Here is an 18381-nt window from a genome sequence, read left to right on the forward strand (position 1 = left end):
AAATTCAGACGGCCTGCTTGAGAGCCGTTTTTTCCGCACGCAATTCCTCGATCGAACGGACGTCGCGCCGTGCCGCACCGGCCCATTCTCGGGTCTTGACCCTGGATTTCGAAAGCCGTTCCTTCGCGGCCGGCACCGCATCGGCATATTGCGGCAGCCAGCGGGCCTGGGCGACGACCATCTCGTCCACCATTTGCCAAACCTCTTCCGGGGTCGAAACCGCGCCGACCAGTGGGTCGTGCAGGACCGCGAGCTTCAGCAGGTCGATATCGCCGGAGATTGCCGCATGAACCGACATGCGCTGGACGTTGATCGAGGAAATGCAAGTGGCGGCGCAGCCCTCCGGCAGCGTGATGCCGGCCACCATGTTGATACCGAAGCGATCGACGAAGCCGGGCGACTCGACGATCGCATCCTGCGGCAGGTTGGCGATGATGCCATTGTTCTTGACGTTGAAATGGCCGCGATAAACGCGGTTCGTCTCCAGCGCCTCGAGAATATGGCTGGCATGCTCGTTGGAGCGCTTGGCAGGATCGATCGGCCTCGCGGCGGATTCCAGAAATTGCGGGAATTCGGTTTCGAACCAGTTGCGCGTTTCGGTCGAATAACGAAGGTAGCCGCCGGTCTCGCCGTGGATCCAGTCGGACATGTCGATCCAGCGGGTGATTTCGTCCGGCCGCTTGCGGTACCAGGGCAGGTATTCGGAAAGATGGCCGTTGCTTTCGGTCGAATAGACGCCGAATCGCTTCAGGACGTCGATGCGCAGCTTTTCCTGTTGCGAATAGACCGGATGCGCCTCGAAGGCGGCAACCAGCTCGTCCTTACCGATCTTGCGGCCGTTGAGACGCAGGTCGATGAACCAGGTCTGGTGATTGATGCCGGAGCAGATGTAATCGAGTTCGGTGCGCGACTTGGCGCCGAGCACTTCGGCGATCTGGTCGGCGCCGTGCTGGACGCCGTGGCAGAGGCCGACGGTATCGACCTTGCCATCTTCGATCGCCGCCCAGGTGTTCATGGCCATCGGGTTGGCGTAGTTCAGGAATTTCGCCCCAGGCTCGGCGACTTCAAGGATATCCTTGCAGAAATCGAGGATCACCGGAATGTTGCGCTGGCCGTAGAGGATGCCGCCGGCGCAAATCGTGTCGCCGACGCATTGGTCGATGCCATACTTCAGCGGAATGCGGATGTCGTCGGCATAGGCTTCGAGACCGCCGACGCGAACGCAGCTGATGACGTAGCGGGCACCCTCGAGGGCAGCACGGCGGTCGGTCGTTGCTGTAATCTTGGTCGGCAGCCTGTTGAATTCGACGACCCTGTCGAGGATCGACTTGATCATCTGGAGATTGCGCTCGCTGAGATCGGTCAGCGCGAATTCGACATCCCTGAATTCAGGAACGCACAAAATGTCGGTGAAGAGCTTCTTGGTGAAGCCGACGCTTCCCGCACCGATGATAGCGATCTTGAAACTCATCAGTCTCACCTCGACCTGATCGAATGTTAGGGCAAAGGCGGCGAAAACAGGCCTGGCCCGCCTGCCATGGCGTGCAGGCTGGACTCAGGCGCTTCCTCCCGTCCGCTCTTTGACCGCGGTTTCTTTTGCTTTTCTCGAGGGATTATGCGCCTAATTCAGCACGCGACCAGAGAAGGATTATGCTTTTAGGGGTAATTTTGTGCTGCGGAACTTGATCGACGCCGGGCCGGCGGGCAGGACGGTATCGCTGCCGCGCGGCCGCCAGCGCCTGCACACCATGCCGACAAGCACGGGCTATGAAGTGCGCGAGAACGAGGTCTACGACTGGGATGGGCGCAGGCGCGGCCAGACGCCGTTTACCGTGCTCCAGCACACGATCAGCGGCATCGGCCGATTGCGCTACGAGAACCGGAACTACCGTCTGCAAAGGGGCGATACGTTGCTGGTTCTCGTGCCGCACAACCACCGTTACTGGCTGGCCAGGGGCGAACGCTGGGAATTCTTCTGGATATCGATGAACGGCGAGGAGGCACTGCGCATTCACAAATCGATCCTTGCCGCCGTCGGTCCGGTGCTTCGGCTGAAGCCCTCGACGATCGATCATCTCGCGGATTGCAGCGTACGCCTGATCACAGGCGCGGTCTCGCCCGGAGCCGCCTCGGCTGTCGCCTATGAAGCCGCCATGGCGCTCTACGACGATGTCTTCGGCTCGCATGCCGTCACCGACGACAAGAGCGCCATGCAACCGGTCATCGATCACATCAAGGCCAATCTCGACAGGCCGCTCCGCGTTGCCGATCTCGCCGAGATCAGCGGCCTGAGCCGCGCGCATTTCTCGCGCTGCTTCGCCGAGAGTGAAGGTCTTCCGCCCGCCGAATTCGTGCTGCAGCAGCGACTGAAGCGCGCGGCGAAGTTGCTGACGAAGGCCGATTTCCTGCCGGTCAAGGAAGTCGCCATCATGTGCGGCTTCGAGGATGCCAATTATTTTTCGAAGGTCTTCCGCCGCCTCTACGGCATCAACCCGACGCAATTCCGCACCAACGGAATGTATGCCAGCCTGGGAACCGCCCGATAGATTCGCACCGCGCTTGGCGTCGGAATCGGGAACGCTTTTGCTTCCCCTTGGTTTAGGACAAGAGAGCCTGATCGCCGCTGCGACAACCCACTCTGAGCGGAGATCAGGCCACAGATGTCAGGGGAGTGATCGATGGACAATCCCGATCCGAACAACCCGAATCCACTGCCGGACAATCCCAATCCCGAGCCGGCCCGGCCGCCTGCCCCGCCGGAGACTCCGCCGGAAGAACCTCCAGGCGTACCCCCACCCTCGCCGGATCCAATTCCAACGCCGGACCAGGAGCCAATCGGGATTCCTCCTGGCACGCCTTCCGAAATTCCTTCGGAACCGACTTTTCCCGGGCCGACCGCCTGAAGGGCGGTCGGAGTGGAGGAAGGCAAGGGTGATTTGGCGGAGCGCTCGAAACGGGTCTTGCCATGGAACGTTTTGCGCTGGCGCTCATTCACCCTTCCATCACGGAATTCGGCGGCAGGGCCTGCAACCAACGGAGGTTAAAATGAAAGTTGGCAACTGCATGACAAAGGACGTCGAGATCGCCAGTCCGCAGCAAACCCTACGTGATGCGGCAGAAATGATGGGTCGCCTCGACGCCGGCGCGATGCCGGTGGGCGAGAACGACCGGCTCGTCGGCATGATAACCGATCGCGACATCGCAATCCGCGGCGTCGCCCAAGGCAAGACACCTGACGCCAAGGTACGGGAAGTGATGAGCACCGAGGTCAGGTATTGCTTCGACGACGAAGACGCGGAGGATGTTCTGCGCAACATGGCTGATCTGAAAGTGCGCCGGTTGCCGGTGCTTAATCGCGACAAGCGCCTGGTCGGCATCGTTTCGCTGGGCGACCTCGCCACCAACAGCGAGACGGCGACAGCCGGTGAAGCGCTAAGCGGCATCTCGCAACCCGGCGGCGAGCATTCGCAAACGATACACTGACGGCGCACCGTCGACCGGCCTTGCCACGACCGAACCGCCGGCCGGATAGACGCCAGCCTGCCGGTGAAACTGTTCAGAGGCGAACTGGACCGCAAACCGACGAGGAGCAAGCCATGATTACCATGAAGGCCGTCCGTATCCACGATTTTGGTGGACCGGAGGCTCTTTCGCTGGACGCGGTTCCGTTGCCTCAGCCGCATGACGACGAGGTCACGCTCAAGGTCTACGCGGCAAGCGTCAATCCCGTCGACTACAAGGTTCGCGAGGGCTCTTCGGGCGCGGATCTGCCCGTCACGCTCGGCCGTGACGTATCCGGCGTGGTGGAATTGTGCGGCACGCGGGCCCATACGCTGAAGAAGGGCGATCCGCTATATGCCATGCTCGGCAACGACCGCGGCGGCAACGCCGAATATGTCGTCGTCAAGGCAACGGAGGCGGCGGCGAAGCCGCAACGCTTAAACCACGCCGAAGCCGCCGCCGTGCCGCTTGCGGGCCTTACCGCGTGGCAAGGCCTTTTCGATCACGGCGGCCTCAAATCCGGGCAGCGGGTCCTCATCCATGGTGGCGCCGGCGGCGTCGGTCATCTGGCGGTGCAGTTTGCAAAGGTTGCGGGCGCCTTCGTCGCGACGACCGTTTCCGCGCAGGATTTCAATTTCGTCCGCGCGCTTGGCGCCGACCAGGCGGTCGACTACAAGAACCAGCGCTTCGAGGAGGTTGTCGAGGACGTCAACCTCGTCTTCGACCTAGTAGCAGGTGAAACACAGGACCGCTCGTGGGACGTGCTCAAACCCGGCGGCACGCTCGTCTCAACGCTTTCCGAACCGTCGGCGGAAAAGGCCCGCCAGCATCGGGCTCGCGGCGTCTCCTATCTGACCAAGCCGAACGCAGCACAGCTTGCCGAAATCAGCCGCCTCATCGACGCCGGGAAGGTCAGGCCGTTCGTGCAGGCAATCTATCCTCTCGAGGACGTCGCCAAAGCCGAGGAACGGCTCGAGAAGCAGCATACGCGCGGCAAGATCGTGCTTCAGGTAGCCGCCTAGCGGACGCAGGCCGTTTCTCCTGTTCAGAAGCCCGGCGGCCGAGAGTTTGACACAGGACGGCGCGCCGGGCCTGGCCGGCTTAGACAGGCGCCGGCCGAAGCAGCATGCGTCGGGTTTGCCGGAATACGCAAATCAAACAAATCAGGGAGATGCAACGGAATGTGAGGCACCTCGCGACGGCACCGGCGCACGGCCCGCTGTCAGTGAAATGCGAAGCGAAGGGGCGCAGCGTTTACCGACAGGCGGGTTAGGTTCCTACGGCCCGCAAGCCGCAAAAAACCGCTTCAATCTGTCGGACAGCGGCGATAGGCTCGAACCATGTCTCAATCTGCCAATCCGATCTCCATTGCCCGTCGCGATCAGATGTTTCCCGCGCTGGCTGAACCTGACCTGGACCGCATGGGCCGTTTCGGCGAAGCCGTGTCCTATGCTGCAGGCGAACAGATCGTCAAAGCCGGTGAGCTGGCGCCCGGTCTGATCGTGGTCCTGTCCGGCAAAGTGGATATAATCCAGGGCGGCAGCTTCGGCCGGCGCGAAACGATCGTCACGCACGGTGCGGGCAATTTCGTCGGCGAGCTGGCGCAGCTTTCAGCCCGGCCCTCACTGGTGGATGTGGAGGCGGTCGAGCCGGTCGAGGCGCTCGTCATCGCCTCGCAAAGGCTGCGGGACCTGATGGTACAGGAAGCAAACCTCGGCGAGCGCATCATGCGGGCGCTGATCCTGCGCCGTGTCGGCCTGCTCGAGAGCGGCACAGCCGGACCGATCATTGTCGGACCGGTCGACAGCGGTGACGTATTGCGGCTGCAAGGTTTCCTAGCCCGCAGCGGTCAGCCGCATCGGGTTCTCGATTCCGCTACCGATCCCTGCGCCAAGACGCTGATCGAACGCTTCCATGTCGATATCCACCATTTGCCGATCGTGCTCTGCCCGAACGGCAAGCTGCTGCTCAATCCCGGAGAGAACGAGCTCGCCCGCTGCATCGGCCTGGTGAGGCCGATCGACGCCGACAAGCTGTACGACGTGGCCATTGTCGGCGCCGGACCAGCCGGCCTCGCGGCGGCCGTCTATGCGGCTTCCGAAGGGCTGTCGACGATCGTGCTCGATTGCCGTGCCTTTGGTGGACAGGCGGGCGCCTCCTCGCGCATCGAGAACTATCTCGGCTTCCCGACCGGCATTTCGGGAATGGCGCTGATGGCGCGCGCTTACAATCAGGCGCAGAAATTCGGCGTCGAAATGGTGATACCGGACGAGGCGAAGCGGCTGGGCAGTGCAAGCGACACGCCGGGCGCCCATTACACGCTCGCCGTCGGCGGCGGGGAGACCGTGCGGGCACGGTCGGTGGTGATCGCCAGCGGAGCGCGCTATCGCCGCCTTGATATGGCAAACCTGGCGCAATTCGAGGGAACCTCCGTGCACTATTGGGCTTCGCCGATCGAAGCCCGGCTTTGCGCCGGGCAAGAGGTGGCCCTGGTCGGCGCCGGCAATTCGGCTGGCCAGGCTGCTGTTTATCTGGCGGCGCATGTGAAGAAGGTATGGCTGCTGGCGCGCGGCAGCAGCCTGGATGCGAGCATGTCGCGCTATCTGGTGGAGCGCGTCAGGGCACAGCCGAACATCGAGGTGCTGGCTGAGACGCAGATCACGGCGCTGGAAGGCGACGACGGCAATCTTGGCAATGTACGCTGGCGCAACCGCGACACGGAGACAGCACGTCCGATCCACCATCTCTTCCTGTTCATCGGCGCCGATCCGAACACCGATTGGCTGGCGCAATGCGGCTTGGCGTTGGACGCGAAGGGCTTCGTGCGCACTGGGCCGGACATTGGCCAAGCGGGTGCGCTGGAGACGAACCGCAGCGGCGTGTTCGCCATCGGCGACGTGCGCGCTGGCTCGATCAAGCGCGTCGCCGCTGCCGTCGGTGAAGGTGCCCAGGTGGTTGCGGCGCTGCATGCATATCTCGCGCAAGGCGGCAGTCTCGCCGTGGCGCCTCAACTGGCCAGGAGCGCATGATGGCGGACGAATGCAGGCATGCCGGGGACATTCGCGACGTGACGCCGAGCGCGCTCGGCTGCGAGGAATGCCTGAAGAGCGGTTCGCAGTGGGTGCATCTGCGGCTCTGCCGCACATGCGGCCATGTCGGCTGCTGCGACGACTCGCCCAACCGTCATGCCACCAAGCATTTTCGGGCAACCGGCCATCCCGTCATCGAAGGCTACGATCCGCCGGAAGGCTGGGGATGGTGCTACATCGACGATATCTTCCTCGACCTCGGCGACCGCACCACGCCGCAAAACGGTCCAATACCGCGCTTCATTTGAGCTTTTTTGCCAGCGTCCCGCTAGTCCAAGGCTGCTTCGGCTTGGGCGGGGATATCGCGCCCCTCTGGTGGTGCCAATGAACGCTCGCGCATGTGCCTGACGGTCTGAAGGACACGATCGGCAAGGGATGCAAGCGCGCCCTGTGCCGTGCGCGTTCCGATGACGGATTCCAGCGTAACCGCCTGCGTTGAGAATTTGTGTTTGAACGACTCTGCACCACAGAGGAAATCGACCACGCTCAAGCCGTGATCGATCGACCACTGTACGTAATCCATCAACAGGATCACACCCGGCGACGCCCGGCCGAAATCCGGATCGAAAGTCGTTACGAAGGCCATCATCACGTCGTGCTGGACGAAGTTGATCGACACCGCGACCATTATGCCATTGCATTCCAGGACGAAGATATGCAGCACGCCGGCGTGCGCCAGCGCGTCGACGAGCGCGGCGAGTACCGGCACGCCCTCTTCGAACAGGTCGGACTCACGCATGCGCTCGGTCAGCCATTTCCGCTTCAAGGCCGCGAGGCGCTCCAGTACCGGTTGCAGCGGCTCGTCGGGGGCAAGCAGGCGAAATCTCACCTCTCCGGTTTCTTCCAGCACTTTGATGCCGCGCCGATAGTTCTGGCGCGTCTTTTTCGACTGATCCGCGAACCATGCCGCTCCGCTTTCCCATTGTCCGGCAACGCGATAGCTGACTTCCGTTCGGTGAAACGGACGAAGCCTGATGCCGCAGGAAGCTCCCGGCGTGAAAATTTTGCGGGCCGCCGCATCCGGCGAGAGACGACTGATCAAGGCAAGATCGAAGCCGCCTGCATCGCAGAGTTGGCTCCATAGCTCCTGCAACGCCGACAACGAGCATTCCGGAGCAACGAGAATATCCCCATAGTCGGTATAGCTGCCGGCCGCCCATTCGAGAAACCGCAGCCCCCTGCGCCTGCCGATCGCCAGCGGAACGACAGCAACGAGTCTCTCGCCCTTCCAGACCAGGCCGATCCGCAACGCGCGCTGGTCACGGCGTTGTACGGTACTCCACCATGCCAAAATCCAGGCATGGCTTTGAAAGATCAGCCCGTCGGTACGATGCCAAAGCTCCATCCAAGCGGCTTCGACCGCAGCCAGGCGATCCGCCGAACGGACGATTTCCAGGCGCTCCGCGCCTAGGACGTCGATGGAAACAGCGGTGTTCATGAAGGAGAACTGTCCTGTGGCTGCGCGACCACATTGGGCCGTCTGTGAAACAGTCGCATGACATGCCTTGCCATCTTCTTGAGCGGCAGGATGTAGAGCCCAAAGAGCGACTGGTAATCGCGCACATCGCGATCGACCAGGCCAAATTTCAGGTCTTCATCCGGCTCCGGGACAAATTGCGTCCCGAACAGACGATCCCAGAACGAAAAAAGCAGGCCGAAATTCTTATCGTAGTGACGCGGGTCGATGCTGTGATGCACCTGGTGCCAGTGCGGACACAGGATGATGTTGTTCAACGAGCCGAACGATATCTTGAGATGCGTATGGCGAACAAAGTCCATCATCAGGATGTTGCGGATGACGTAGACGTTGATGCCGAAGATAGCGATCTCTACCGGATCGAGTGCAATGAGGCTCCAGATGCCGAAGCAGATGCCCGGGATGACGCCATCCCACATACGGTTCATCAGATCGTCCAGCGGATGAACCCGGTCCTTGGTGATCCCCACCATCACCTCGGCCGAATGATGCACCTTGTGCAATTCCCACAGGAACGGAAAGCGGTGCTGGGCGACGTGGTAGAGGTAGTAGGAAATATCATAGGCGACCAGCATGGTTGCGGTGAAGATGACGATCGTCATCGGTCCCGCCGGGCCGCCGAGAAGCGGCGCGTGGATGTTAAGGAGCCAGCCGATTGCCTCGCGTGTGCCGTAGCCCACCGCGACGACGAAGGTGACGCCGGCAGGAATGAGCAGGAAAGGCATCATCGCCCGTTTCGTGATCCAGAACAGGGCGTCGGCTCGCGCCGACGGGTGCAGGATGACTTCCGCCGGGAAGGCGAAGTCGAAAAAGTCCCTGAGGGACTTATGTTCGGCAGTTCGCCAGTAGGCGATCACCGCGCTGCCCAGTGCGGTGAGGAGAAGCAGGCCGAGCGTGGTCAGATTGACGTTCGAAAGCTTTTCCACAATCGCTCTGGCAAATTCGGAAAACATCGTTGCAGCGGCTCCTGGGGCGAATTGCAAAGCACGAAATCCCCGCCAAACCCGCTACGCCGCCTGCAACCAGTGGCTGTTGCGGGCGCAGCGGGCAAAGCAGGCTGGATGGTGCGAGACTAGCAGATCAACAGTAACGAAACCGCTAAATGTCCAAACGTAATTAATGTCGAATACGGCTGGAACTCGCCCGGCAACTCTACGTTGGCGCCGGTTTTTGCCGCTGCGGCGGGTGAATTGGAGCAAGATGGATATGGATTCCGGCTTCGCCCACTTCACCGTGCCAGGCGAGGCGTTCGGCTTGCTGCCTGGTACCAAAACGCAGTGAAACCCAACCGCCCTGCCCCGGCATGTCACCGCCGGCGCGGATGTCGAGCGCGGCATCAGGAAAGCGGATGGCCAATAGCGCCTCGTCGCCGCGCAACACCGTGACCGTGTTTTCATGCCGGTCGGTATGGAGGCCGGCGGCCAGTTGGAAGACGGTCTCGGACTGATGCTTGCCGCCGAGCAGTTGGTCGGTGATGAGGATGCCATCGGCCTGGCGCGCCAAAGTGCGCTGATGCATGACGCCGAAGCGGCTTCTATACCCGTCGTGCCGGCCACACAGCCTCCAGTGCGTTCCAGGCTCGCTGTCCACCAGCGTCGCAACTGCCTTGTGCGACCAGTTGAAATTCCCAGCGATGGTGCTTTGGTTTTTACCCTCGATGTTCAGCGTGTTGTGCGCCGGCGTGGAGCGGAACCAGTCGCGCCATGCGCCTCCCGACCCGTAGAGCCAGGTGCCTGGATCGACCAGCACCGGCTCACCGTCGATGCACAGGGTGAGCGACAGCGCGTCGGCATGGCCGTGCGCCGCTATCGAGAGATAGCCGAGCGGTCCATGATCGAACGTCAGTTCGACATCGCGGCCATTCATTGCTCCGCGCCAGACGGAGAGCCCACCTCGCGCGAATGTCTGCAAGCCATGCACCGCCGGTGCCGGGCCCGACGGCGCACCAAAGAAAAGCGAACGAAAGTCGTCGGGCCCCGGCACGTTGCCCGGCGTCCCCAGCAAGCCTTGGATGGCGGCCGCGACGGATCGGATATAGTTCGGCTCGTCCCCCAGCTTCAGCACGCGGCCCTCATCGTCGTCGCCGAAGCGGGCGGCTTTCAGTGGCAGCCAGCCGACGAAATTGGCGAAGGCACCCAGACGCGCTTCGACAGCGGGGGGAAACGGCGTTCCCGCCTGGCGTGCCGCGGCGGCGCACAGCAAGATGAGTTCGGCGCTGAAGGCTGCGTAGGTCGGCGTTTGCTCGGCACCGGCGCCGTCGGCGAGTATCTGCTTGTGCGTCTCATTCAGGAGGGCGCCGTGGGCGATTTCGGATTCGGCCCCGAGCGCCAGGCCGACCAGATATTCGCCAGCCAATTCTGCGACGAGATGGTTGTTGGCGGAGGAATATCGCGATGGAAACCGCGGCAGCCAATAGGCGCTTGCCGCGAGTATCTCACCGGCTTTCCGCAGGGTCGCCGGGTCAAGCCGGTCGCCAACGAGGTCCAGGGTGACGATCAGGCTGATGGCTCGCAGCGCTACCTCGATGCCGGACGCCCAGCCAATGCCTCGGAACGGCGGATTGGCGGAATGCCAACTGCCGATTGCCACCTCGATGCCCCTCCGGGACCGATTGTCCTCGCTGAGGAGCAGGTGTGCAGCCAGTGGCGGCAATTGCTGCAGCCGGTTGATTTCCCAGACATATTTTATATCGCCAAGGTGGCCGCCATGGCGAAAATCGATGTCGAAAGTATGAGCCTCGGAGCCAGGCCAAAGCCTGCCGGTCACCGGATCAAGACGCCAAAGCTCAGCAGGAAACAAAACATCGGGCTCGCGCTTTGGCCATGTCCGCCCGAGTGCCGAAAACCGGCCCTGAAGCGTCTCTTGCGCGGCCGCCGCTATGGCTTGCCGTTGAGCGTCGGTCGCTGCCAGCACAGCGTGGCGAAATCCCGGCAGCACCGGGTGCAACTGCGGCGATGGATAGCGCTCCCACCCATCATCACGGCGGCGCGACGCGATCCTTCGACGTTGCTCGCTCAGCCGGTGCAACACCTCGGCCGGTCCCATGCTGCGCAATCGGTTGATGTACCAGCCGATTCTCATGCACGCCCCGTCAACGTTTCGGTCCTTGTATACCATGCCGTCGAAAAGCTGCGCGCCGGCAATCTTCTTTCCCGTTCGTTGCGGTTAATATCTCCGGCGACCATGCGGAGAGAGCGATGAGAAAAGCGGTGTTTGTTGTTGCCTGGGTGCTCGCCTTGGTTATGGCGGCCGAGGCAGCGCCCATCCCTCTCAAGCGCGGCGTTGGCGTGCATGAGTGGCTCAACTGGTCGCCGGTGGAGAAAGACGGAACCTACGTTTGGCCGCCCTATCGCAGCGAAAAGGAGTGGCTTGCGGGAAGCAGGCCGTTCACCGATTGGCCGGCCGGGGAGGTGTTTGCCCACATCCGATCGATGGGCTTCGACTTCGTCCGGCTGAGCGTCGATCCCGGCCCTCTGCTTGCCAGCGAGGGCGCCAGGCGGCAGCAGGCGCTGGACATACTTGCCGCCGCCGTCGAGCGGATCACGTCGACCGGCCTCAAGGTGGTTTTCGACCTGCATGGCGTCACTCAGGTTCCGGACTACAGCATGGAGATGATCTACGGCGGCGCCGACAGCGAGGGCGTCGCCGGCTACCGCCAGATGGTTGTGGCGGTCGCCGCCATGCTGGTCAAGATAGGCACCGACAAAGTCGCCCTCGAACCTTACAACGAGCCAGCATATTACCCTTGCGATCCAAGCGGCAGCGATGACTGGCAGCGGATCATGGCGGGGACCGTCCACGACATTCGAGCGGTCAGCAGCGAACTCACCATCGTTGCGACGGGCGCCTGCGGCGGCAGCATTGCCGGACTGGTCAACCTCAGCCCCGGCTTTGATGACCCAAACCTCTATTACAGCTTCCATATGTATGAGCCGCACAGCTTCACCCACCAGCGGCCCGACGACACAAACAGCTTTGTTTCGGGACTTCCCTGGCCTGCCGACAGCAGTACACCCGAAGTGGTGACCGAAACCCTTAGGGCGCGGATGGAAGCTGCCGGCTTGAGCAGGGTCGAGCAGATGATGAACATGGCCACCGCGCGCGAAGCAGTAGCGAAATATTTCGAGCAGAACTGGGGGCAGAGCCAACTCGAGACGAGCTTTCGTCAGGCCGTCGACTGGGCTGAAGGCCATGGCATTCCAAGCCGGCGGCTCTTCATGGGCGAATTCGGCGCTATCCTCATGTCAGCGGACGGCCGCATGGGCGCCTTCGAGGCCGACCGTTCGCGCTATCTCAAGGCGGTGCGCCGAGAGGCCGAACGCTTCGCGATCCCATGGTCTGTCTGGGAGTTCTCCAATCGCTATGGGATGAGCCTCATCCGGCCCGATGGCCCCCCGGTGCCCGACCCGGAGATGCTGCAGGCACTGGGCCTGCCCTAATTGCCGTCAGTTCTCGTCGCGGATGAGCAGCCGTCAACTTCGATCCTCTCAACGCCAGGTTGGATCGAGAACGGCCTGTGGCAGTTTTTCCCTCGCGGCTCGATCTGTTAGCCACGAAGTGTTTAATACATTTGTTGTACTGGAGTGAGGAATACGCGCGCCTAGGGGGAACAATGTGTGGAATTGCCGGGTGGATCGGCCGAAGGGCCGAGAATCCACAAGAGCGGGCCGCCAGAATGTCAAATGCATTGCGGCATCGCGGTCCCGATGCCGAAGGCATCGAGTTCTTGGACTTGAATACTGGCGAGGAACAATTGGCATTGGTCCATCGCCGCCTGGCGATTATTGACTTAGCGCCAGAGTCAAATCAGCCGATGCATATCGAGGACGGCCATCTCAGAATAATTTTCAACGGCGAAATATACAACTATATCGAGCTGCGCCAGGAACTGATCGGCCTCGGTCATCATTTTCGAACGCGCTCCGATACCGAGGTGCTGCTCAGAGCTTATGATCAGTGGCACGTGTCCATGTTCGAACGGTTGAGCGGCATGTTCGCTTTTGCGCTCTGGGATGCTCAGAGGCACGAATTGATCCTCGCCCGTGATCCGTTCGGCAAAAAGCCCCTTTACCTCATGCAGAGCGAAAAACTGCTGTCCTTTGCCTCAGAGATCAACGCGTTGTTGTCATCGCAGCCAAATGCGCAGCAACTCGATTTGGACGCTGTGCACGAGTACCTGCGCTGGCGTTACGTGCCTGGACCGCGCACGCTTTTTAAACAAATCCGCAAGCTCAACCCCGGAAGCTATGCCGTTTGGTCGCAAGGGACTGTGACGGAAACGCGCTATTATACGCCTCCAGATCAAACGGACCTGACCGAGGACATCGACCACGAAACCGCCAAGCGACGATTTCTGGAACTGCTCGACCATTCCGTCGAGATCAGAATGCGCAGCGATGCACCTTTCGGCGCCTTTCTCTCCGGAGGCCTCGACTCGTCAGCAATCGTGGCCCTGATGACCCAGCACAGCGACAAGCCCATTCGCACATTTTCGGTCGGTTTCAGCGAACCGGCCTATAGTGAACTTCCATTCGCCCGACGCGTCGCCGATCATTTCAAGACCGATCATTGCGAACTGGTCATAGAAGCGGACGACCTGATTGACCACCTGCCGAAGTTGATTCGCCATCTGGGGGCGCCCGTTTCACAAAGTTCGGACATTCCGATTTACCTGATGTCGGAGCGAGCCTCACAGGACGTCAAGATGGTGCTCACAGGTGAAGGGGCAGACGAGGTTCTCGGCGGGTATCCCAAACATCGCGCAGAGTCACTGGCTGGAATCTACCGGTCGCTCGTTCCAGCCTTGCTCCACAACAACCTCCTCGCCCCTTTGATACGTGCCATGCCTGGCGCATCGGCCAAGTTCGATACATTTGCCCGAAGCGCGGGTGAAAGGGACTTTGCCACCCGGATGATCTCCTGGTTTGGAGCCATGACAGAGCAGGAACACAGTCGCCTCATCGGTGCGCCGGCCAATTGCCGCAATGGACGCAACAACTTACCGTTTTCCTCAAGCGCGACAGCATCCCATCTTCGCCGCGCGCTATTTTTCGATCAGACATCGTGGTTGCCCGACAATCTCCTGGAACGAGGCGACCGGATGATGATGGCCGGTTCAATCGAAGGAAGAATGCCGTTCCTCGATCGCGATCTGGTTGCGTTCGTCAGCAAATTGCCCGATCGCTACAAGGTGGGTTGGCGGAAGGGCAAGCTGATCTTGCGCAGCAGCATGGCCAACATACTTCCGGAGGAAATTCTCAACCGCCGCAAGATCGGATTCAAGGTGCCCGTCGCCGAATGGTTTCGGGGGTCGATGAGGAACTACGTGCACGATCACCTTTGCTCGCCTAACTCCGTCATTCGCAGCTATTTGAGCCCGAAACAGCTTGATCAAATCGTCTCGGAACACACCACGGGTGCCGCAGACCACGAAAAGCTGATATGGGCGCTGTTGAATTTGGAGCTATTCCACCGCGAATTCAGGCTTGAGGCGCCGCCGCGATCATCAGCCTCAGCGCTTGACCGGTTGACGGCTTGACGCCGCCGACCGCCAGACATCGCAGATTGCGCCGACAAACGGGGCGAGTTCAAGCCGTTCCCGATGCACGGCCATGGCACCGGCACCAAGCCTCGCCCTCAGTGCTGGGCTCTCCACGAGGCGGCCCAGCGCGTCGGTCAACGCAGTAACATCGCCTGGCGGCACCAGCAGCCCGGATTGCCCGTCGGTAATTATGTCTTCGACCGCGCCAACCGGGGTTGCCACCACCGCCAAACCGGCTGCCATGCCTTCGATCACCGACATAGGCAGGTTTTCGGCGAAGGAGGGAAGAACCAGAATATCCGCGAAAGAGATCAGCGACGCGACATCGTCGGGTCCCACCCAACCCGGAAAGGCGATCCGGTCTGCGATCCCTAGCCCGGCCGATTTTGCCCGTGCCGCATCGATTTCGCCATCGCCGGCAATCGTGGCGCGCCAGTTCTTGACGGGGTTCATGCGGTGCAGCGCGTCCAACAATTGCGGTACGCCCTTGCGGTCGCCGATACGACCCAGGAACAGGATATGCACGTGGCCGCCGCCACCGACGTGCGCCAGCGACGGGACTTCGGTCGCATTGGGCACGATCACGATATTGCCGGCAGCGCCTGGCGCCCGGCTGGCGACGAAATCGCGCCAAAGCCTGCCCAAAACGATCACCCGATCGGCATGCTCGAACAGAGCTTTGATACGGCGGCTTATGAACCCGTGATCGTCTTTCCAGAATGTCTGATACTGCGCCCCGTGCAAATGCAGGACATAGCGTATCGACAGCAGCCGTGCGCAGGCGGCGATCACCATCTTGCGATAGGTGCTGCCGGAGACTGAGATGTTGATATGAACGACATCGGCGCGTCCAGCCAGACGCGCTTTAAGCATCCGCAAGCAAAAGCCGAGCATATAGTAGATCGAAAGTCCGACATGCCCCGAGCCACGACTGGCAAGGAAGCGCACATCGATGTCGGTGACTTCTTGCCGTTCGAACTCCTGCTTCAGCGCCCCCATGATGCGGTCGATGCCGCCCTGGCCCGAAACGCCCGACGGCGTCGCGACCAGGACATGTATTTTTCGATCGGATATGAGGCGCTGCAACATGATGGTACTCTAAATAACACAGACCGGGTAACTGCAAAGCAAACGTTCCCGATAAGATTTACGGCAAATCTTTTAGTTCAAACTGAATCTGTTCACCCTTCGCCGTCATCGCGCTGGATTTTCCGCCAATCGGCGGCTAGTCGAAGGTGAATTTTCCAGGGACACGCCTTTGCTGCTCCGTTCCACGCTCATTTATGCTCCGGCGATCCTGCTGACGCGAATCTCGGCGTTGCTCCTGCTGGTCGTCGTGACGCGTTTGATCGACCAGACCGAGTATGGCCTGCTCACTCTGGTGGTGACCGTCGGCGAAATGACCGACATTGCCGTCACCAACTGGCTGCGCATCGCGTTGCTTAGGCTTGGCGGCAAGGGCGAAGTCAGCCGCGGCAGCCTGATGCTGGCCGGGCAGGTGTTGCTTGCCACCACGGCACTGGCGCTGGTCATATCGGTAGGCGCGTCGGCGGTGGTCGTGCCGGAACGCTGGGTCGAGTTCGCGATCGCGGTCTGCGGCTATCTCGTCGCCGGATCCATCAGCCGCTTCGCGTTGACGGTGCTGCAGATGCAGCAGCGCCACTCGGTCTATTCGATGCTCGAAGCCCTGCGTGCCCTGCTGCAACTCGCGCTGCCGATCGGCGCCATCCTTATCTTCCAGGATAGCTTTCTGACGGTATCGCTCGGCTCGAGCCTCGGCGCCTTGATTGCCGGCATCGTGGCGGGCATCATGGCATCCCGACGCGTCGTGACCGGTCCGCCGCGCTTCACCCACAGAGACTTCTTTGCGCTCGGTGTGCCGCTGATCATCATGGCGCTGGTTGGCTTCGGGCTCAACAGCGCGGAGCGTCTGTTCCTCAAGTTCTATTACGATGCCAGCGCTGTGGCGATCTTCGCCGCAGCCTATGCGCTGGCCCGTCAACCGATCGACATGGTCGCCAACGCCATCAACATGGGCGCCTTTCCCGAGGTGGTCAGCCGGTTCGACGAGGACGGGCCCGCCGCATCGGGTCGGTTGCTATCGCAGTTGATGGCCTTGATGATGCGGCTTTGCCTGCCGATTGCAGCTATGCTGGTCGCGCTCAGCAGCGATATCACTGAGCTCATGCTGCCCTCGCAATATCACGGCCGCTTCGGCCTGCTGTTTCCGATCATCGCCTTCAGCGTGCTGTGTGCCAACCTCACGAGCTTCGTCTATGGCGTCGTGGTGCACGCGCACAAGCGGCCGTGGCTGCTGATCATCGCAAATCTCTTCGGCTCGGCGGCAACAATCGCATTGTCTCTGCTGTTGATCCCTCCGATGGCGGAGATCGGCGCCGCTTTGGCGCTGGCGGGCGGCTCGGTGGTTGGCTCCATAACCTGCATCATCATCAGCGAGCGGCTCACGCCGGTGCCGGTGCCGTGGCGCGACATTGGCGTTTCGGCAATCATCTCGCTCAGCACAGGGGTGGCCGCCAAGCTTGCCAGCATGGTGGCCGGCGACGTGCCGGTAATCTTTTCGCTTATCGCCGGCGGCACCGCCGGAGCTGCGGTTTTCTTCGGGTTGACCTCGCTATTCCACCCTGTGGCAGCGACGCAATTCGTCGCCCAGCTGCGGGCGCGGTTGCGGATCGCGTAATTTCGCAAGCGATCTGTAAGCGGGTCTTTCCGAGGGTTGCAACATGGTGCACCTTGCGGAGACGGGCTCGTTGCATATTGGACATTCGGTCTCCGGGTGTTCGGATCACAAGAGCGAGGCGCCATAGTGGTCTGCCTGTCGCGCCCGCGGAAAGATGCCCACGAATCCGCAGCGTCGCAGTCAGGGCGAGAAGCGGACGATTGAAAAGCCGCAATCATCGGCATTTAGTTAAACCCGGCTTTTCGTCCAAGTCTGAGGAGGCAGTGTGATTTCCCGATCCACGAAGGTCGAACAATTTCGCGCTCTTCATGAATCCGGCTGCTTCGTGATCCCAAACCCATGGGACGTAGCTGGTCTGGGTTTTAGGGCGCTGGCGACAACATCTTCCGGCTACGCCTTCTCGAAGGGGAAGAAGGACGGAGAAAAGGAAGTCGGCCGCGACGAAAGCTTGGCATACGCCGCCGAGATCGCAGCCTCGACGACCGTGCCGGTCACTGCCGATTTGGAAGATTGCTATGAGGACACACCTGAAGGCGTGGCTGAAACCGTTCGGCTTGCCGCCGAAGCGGGATTGGCTGGACTTTCGATCGAAGATCGACAACCAAAGCCCGGCCAGCCAATACGCGATTTTAATACGGCGGTGGCACGTGTAGCGGCGGCGGTTGAAGCTGCCCGAAAATACGACATCGTGCTCACCGCCCGCGCCGACGGGATGGGTAAAGGCGTCTATGGTCTCGATGAGGCAATTCGCCGCCTAAAGGCCTTCGAAGCTCTTGGCGCTGAGGTGCTGTATGCGCCGGGTGTCCCGGACCTGGCGTCTCTCGAGCAGATTTGCAGCTCTGTCAGTGCACCAGTGAATCATCTCCTTGGCCAAGGTGTTTCCGGCCTCACGTTTGAGCAGATTGCCGAGGTGGGTGTACGGCGGATAAGCGTGGGCGGCTCACTTGCGCGCGCGGCTAGCGGAGCACTGATGAAAATAGGCCAGGAGATCGCAACGGGGAACTATACGGCGTTGGAAAGCGCTCCGGCCTGGAACAGCCTTCGCGATCCTAAGTCTGTGATATAAGTCCGAAAG

General features: G+C 61.3%; 14 protein-coding genes. 9 read left to right on the plus strand and 5 right to left on the minus strand.

Going from position 1 to position 18381, the window contains the following annotated elements; genetic code table 11:
* Positions 1–4 precede the first annotated feature (4 nt).
* Positions 5–1471 (minus strand): alpha-glucosidase/alpha-galactosidase, encoded by a 1467-nt coding sequence (locus NKH43_RS02750; RefSeq protein ID WP_352856467.1) that lies wholly within the window; start codon positions 1469–1471, stop codon positions 5–7.
* Between the two features lie 277 nt (positions 1472–1748).
* Between NKH43_RS02750 and NKH43_RS02755 the strand changes: the two genes are divergently transcribed.
* The 5 genes from NKH43_RS02755 to NKH43_RS02775 all read left to right on the plus strand — a co-directional run bounded on the left by NKH43_RS02755 (position 1749) and on the right by NKH43_RS02775 (position 6838).
* Positions 1749–2546, plus strand: coding sequence for an AraC family transcriptional regulator (locus NKH43_RS02755; protein WP_352856637.1), 798 nt, complete (start codon positions 1749–1751; stop codon positions 2544–2546).
* A gap of 499 nt (positions 2547–3045) precedes the next feature.
* Positions 3046–3483: a CBS domain-containing protein gene (locus tag NKH43_RS02760; protein WP_023720681.1), complete on the plus strand. Its 438-nt coding sequence runs from the start codon at positions 3046–3048 to the stop codon at positions 3481–3483.
* Positions 3484–3596: 113 nt separating this feature from the next.
* Positions 3597–4523 (plus strand): NADP-dependent oxidoreductase, encoded by a 927-nt coding sequence (locus NKH43_RS02765; protein ID WP_245278648.1) that lies wholly within the window; start codon positions 3597–3599, stop codon positions 4521–4523.
* 318 nt (positions 4524–4841) lie between these two features.
* Positions 4842–6530 (plus strand): FAD-dependent oxidoreductase, encoded by a 1689-nt coding sequence (locus NKH43_RS02770; RefSeq protein WP_352484041.1) that lies wholly within the window; start codon positions 4842–4844, stop codon positions 6528–6530.
* The gene (locus NKH43_RS02775; protein WP_352484042.1) at positions 6527–6838 is read left to right on the plus strand and encodes a UBP-type zinc finger domain-containing protein; all 312 of its coding nucleotides are present in this window, start codon (positions 6527–6529) and stop codon (positions 6836–6838) included. The genes NKH43_RS02770 and NKH43_RS02775 overlap by 4 nt, the downstream gene beginning before the upstream one ends.
* A gap of 20 nt (positions 6839–6858) precedes the next feature.
* On the opposite strand, the gene NKH43_RS02780 is transcribed toward NKH43_RS02775, so the two are convergent.
* The 3 genes from NKH43_RS02780 to NKH43_RS02790 form a co-directional block, all read right to left on the minus strand.
* Entirely contained in the window at positions 6859–8028 is a 1170-nt protein-coding gene (locus tag NKH43_RS02780) for a GNAT family N-acetyltransferase (protein ID WP_352856470.1), read from the minus strand.
* The gene (locus NKH43_RS02785) at positions 8025–9020 is read right to left on the minus strand and encodes a sterol desaturase family protein (RefSeq protein ID WP_023720687.1); all 996 of its coding nucleotides are present in this window, start codon (positions 9018–9020) and stop codon (positions 8025–8027) included. Before NKH43_RS02785 ends, NKH43_RS02780 begins: the two co-directional genes overlap by 4 nt.
* Before the next feature lie 199 nt (positions 9021–9219).
* Positions 9220–11148, minus strand: a complete 1929-nt coding sequence (locus NKH43_RS02790; RefSeq protein WP_352856472.1) for a heparinase II/III family protein — start codon at positions 11146–11148, stop codon at positions 9220–9222.
* A gap of 116 nt (positions 11149–11264) precedes the next feature.
* On the opposite strand from NKH43_RS02790, the gene NKH43_RS02795 reads away from it, so the two are divergent.
* Positions 11265–12506, plus strand: a complete 1242-nt coding sequence (locus NKH43_RS02795; RefSeq protein WP_352856474.1) for a glycoside hydrolase family 5 protein — start codon at positions 11265–11267, stop codon at positions 12504–12506.
* A gap of 173 nt (positions 12507–12679) precedes the next feature.
* Positions 12680–14605 (plus strand): asparagine synthase (glutamine-hydrolyzing), encoded by a 1926-nt coding sequence (asnB, locus tag NKH43_RS02800; protein WP_352856476.1) that lies wholly within the window; start codon positions 12680–12682, stop codon positions 14603–14605.
* Here asnB and NKH43_RS02805 read toward each other — a convergent pair.
* Positions 14579–15697: a glycosyltransferase family 4 protein gene (locus tag NKH43_RS02805; protein WP_352856478.1), complete on the minus strand. Its 1119-nt coding sequence runs from the start codon at positions 15695–15697 to the stop codon at positions 14579–14581. The two genes, asnB and NKH43_RS02805, sit on opposite strands and share 27 nt — an antisense overlap.
* A 169-nt stretch (positions 15698–15866) precedes the next feature.
* Between NKH43_RS02805 and NKH43_RS02810 the strand changes: the two genes are divergently transcribed.
* Both NKH43_RS02810 and NKH43_RS02815 read left to right on the plus strand, forming a co-directional pair.
* A complete protein-coding gene (locus tag NKH43_RS02810; RefSeq protein ID WP_352856480.1) occupies positions 15867–17306 on the plus strand; it encodes a lipopolysaccharide biosynthesis protein in 1440 nt (479 codons plus the stop codon).
* Between the two features lie 265 nt (positions 17307–17571).
* Positions 17572–18372 carry an isocitrate lyase/PEP mutase family protein gene (locus NKH43_RS02815; RefSeq protein ID WP_352856482.1) on the plus strand — a complete coding sequence of 267 codons (801 nt, stop codon included), beginning with the start codon at positions 17572–17574 and terminating at the stop codon, positions 18370–18372.
* Positions 18373–18381 lie beyond the last annotated feature (9 nt).

The organism is Mesorhizobium sp. M1163 (assembly GCF_040318415.1).
Taxonomy (GTDB): domain Bacteria; phylum Pseudomonadota; class Alphaproteobacteria; order Rhizobiales; family Rhizobiaceae; genus Mesorhizobium.

What these genes read in the sequence shown, in the direction of transcription:
- NKH43_RS02750 (WP_352856467.1), bottom strand. Translation starts at nt 1,471, where the DNA reads ATGAGTTTCAAGATCGCTATCATCGGTGCGGGAAGCGTCGGCTTCACC.
- NKH43_RS02755 (WP_352856637.1), top strand. Translation starts at nt 1,749, where the DNA reads ATGCCGACAAGCACGGGCTATGAAGTGCGCGAGAACGAGGTCTACGAC.
- NKH43_RS02760 (WP_023720681.1), top strand. Translation starts at nt 3,046, where the DNA reads ATGAAAGTTGGCAACTGCATGACAAAGGACGTCGAGATCGCCAGTCCG.
- NKH43_RS02765 (WP_245278648.1), top strand. Translation starts at nt 3,597, where the DNA reads ATGATTACCATGAAGGCCGTCCGTATCCACGATTTTGGTGGACCGGAG.
- NKH43_RS02770 (WP_352484041.1), top strand. Translation starts at nt 4,842, where the DNA reads ATGTCTCAATCTGCCAATCCGATCTCCATTGCCCGTCGCGATCAGATG.
- NKH43_RS02775 (WP_352484042.1), top strand. Translation starts at nt 6,527, where the DNA reads ATGATGGCGGACGAATGCAGGCATGCCGGGGACATTCGCGACGTGACG.
- NKH43_RS02780 (WP_352856470.1), bottom strand. Translation starts at nt 8,028, where the DNA reads ATGAACACCGCTGTTTCCATCGACGTCCTAGGCGCGGAGCGCCTGGAA.
- NKH43_RS02785 (WP_023720687.1), bottom strand. Translation starts at nt 9,020, where the DNA reads ATGTTTTCCGAATTTGCCAGAGCGATTGTGGAAAAGCTTTCGAACGTC.
- NKH43_RS02790 (WP_352856472.1), bottom strand. Translation starts at nt 11,148, where the DNA reads ATGAGAATCGGCTGGTACATCAACCGATTGCGCAGCATGGGACCGGCC.
- NKH43_RS02795 (WP_352856474.1), top strand. Translation starts at nt 11,265, where the DNA reads ATGAGAAAAGCGGTGTTTGTTGTTGCCTGGGTGCTCGCCTTGGTTATG.
- asnB (WP_352856476.1), top strand. Translation starts at nt 12,680, where the DNA reads ATGTGTGGAATTGCCGGGTGGATCGGCCGAAGGGCCGAGAATCCACAA.
- NKH43_RS02805 (WP_352856478.1), bottom strand. Translation starts at nt 15,697, where the DNA reads ATGTTGCAGCGCCTCATATCCGATCGAAAAATACATGTCCTGGTCGCG.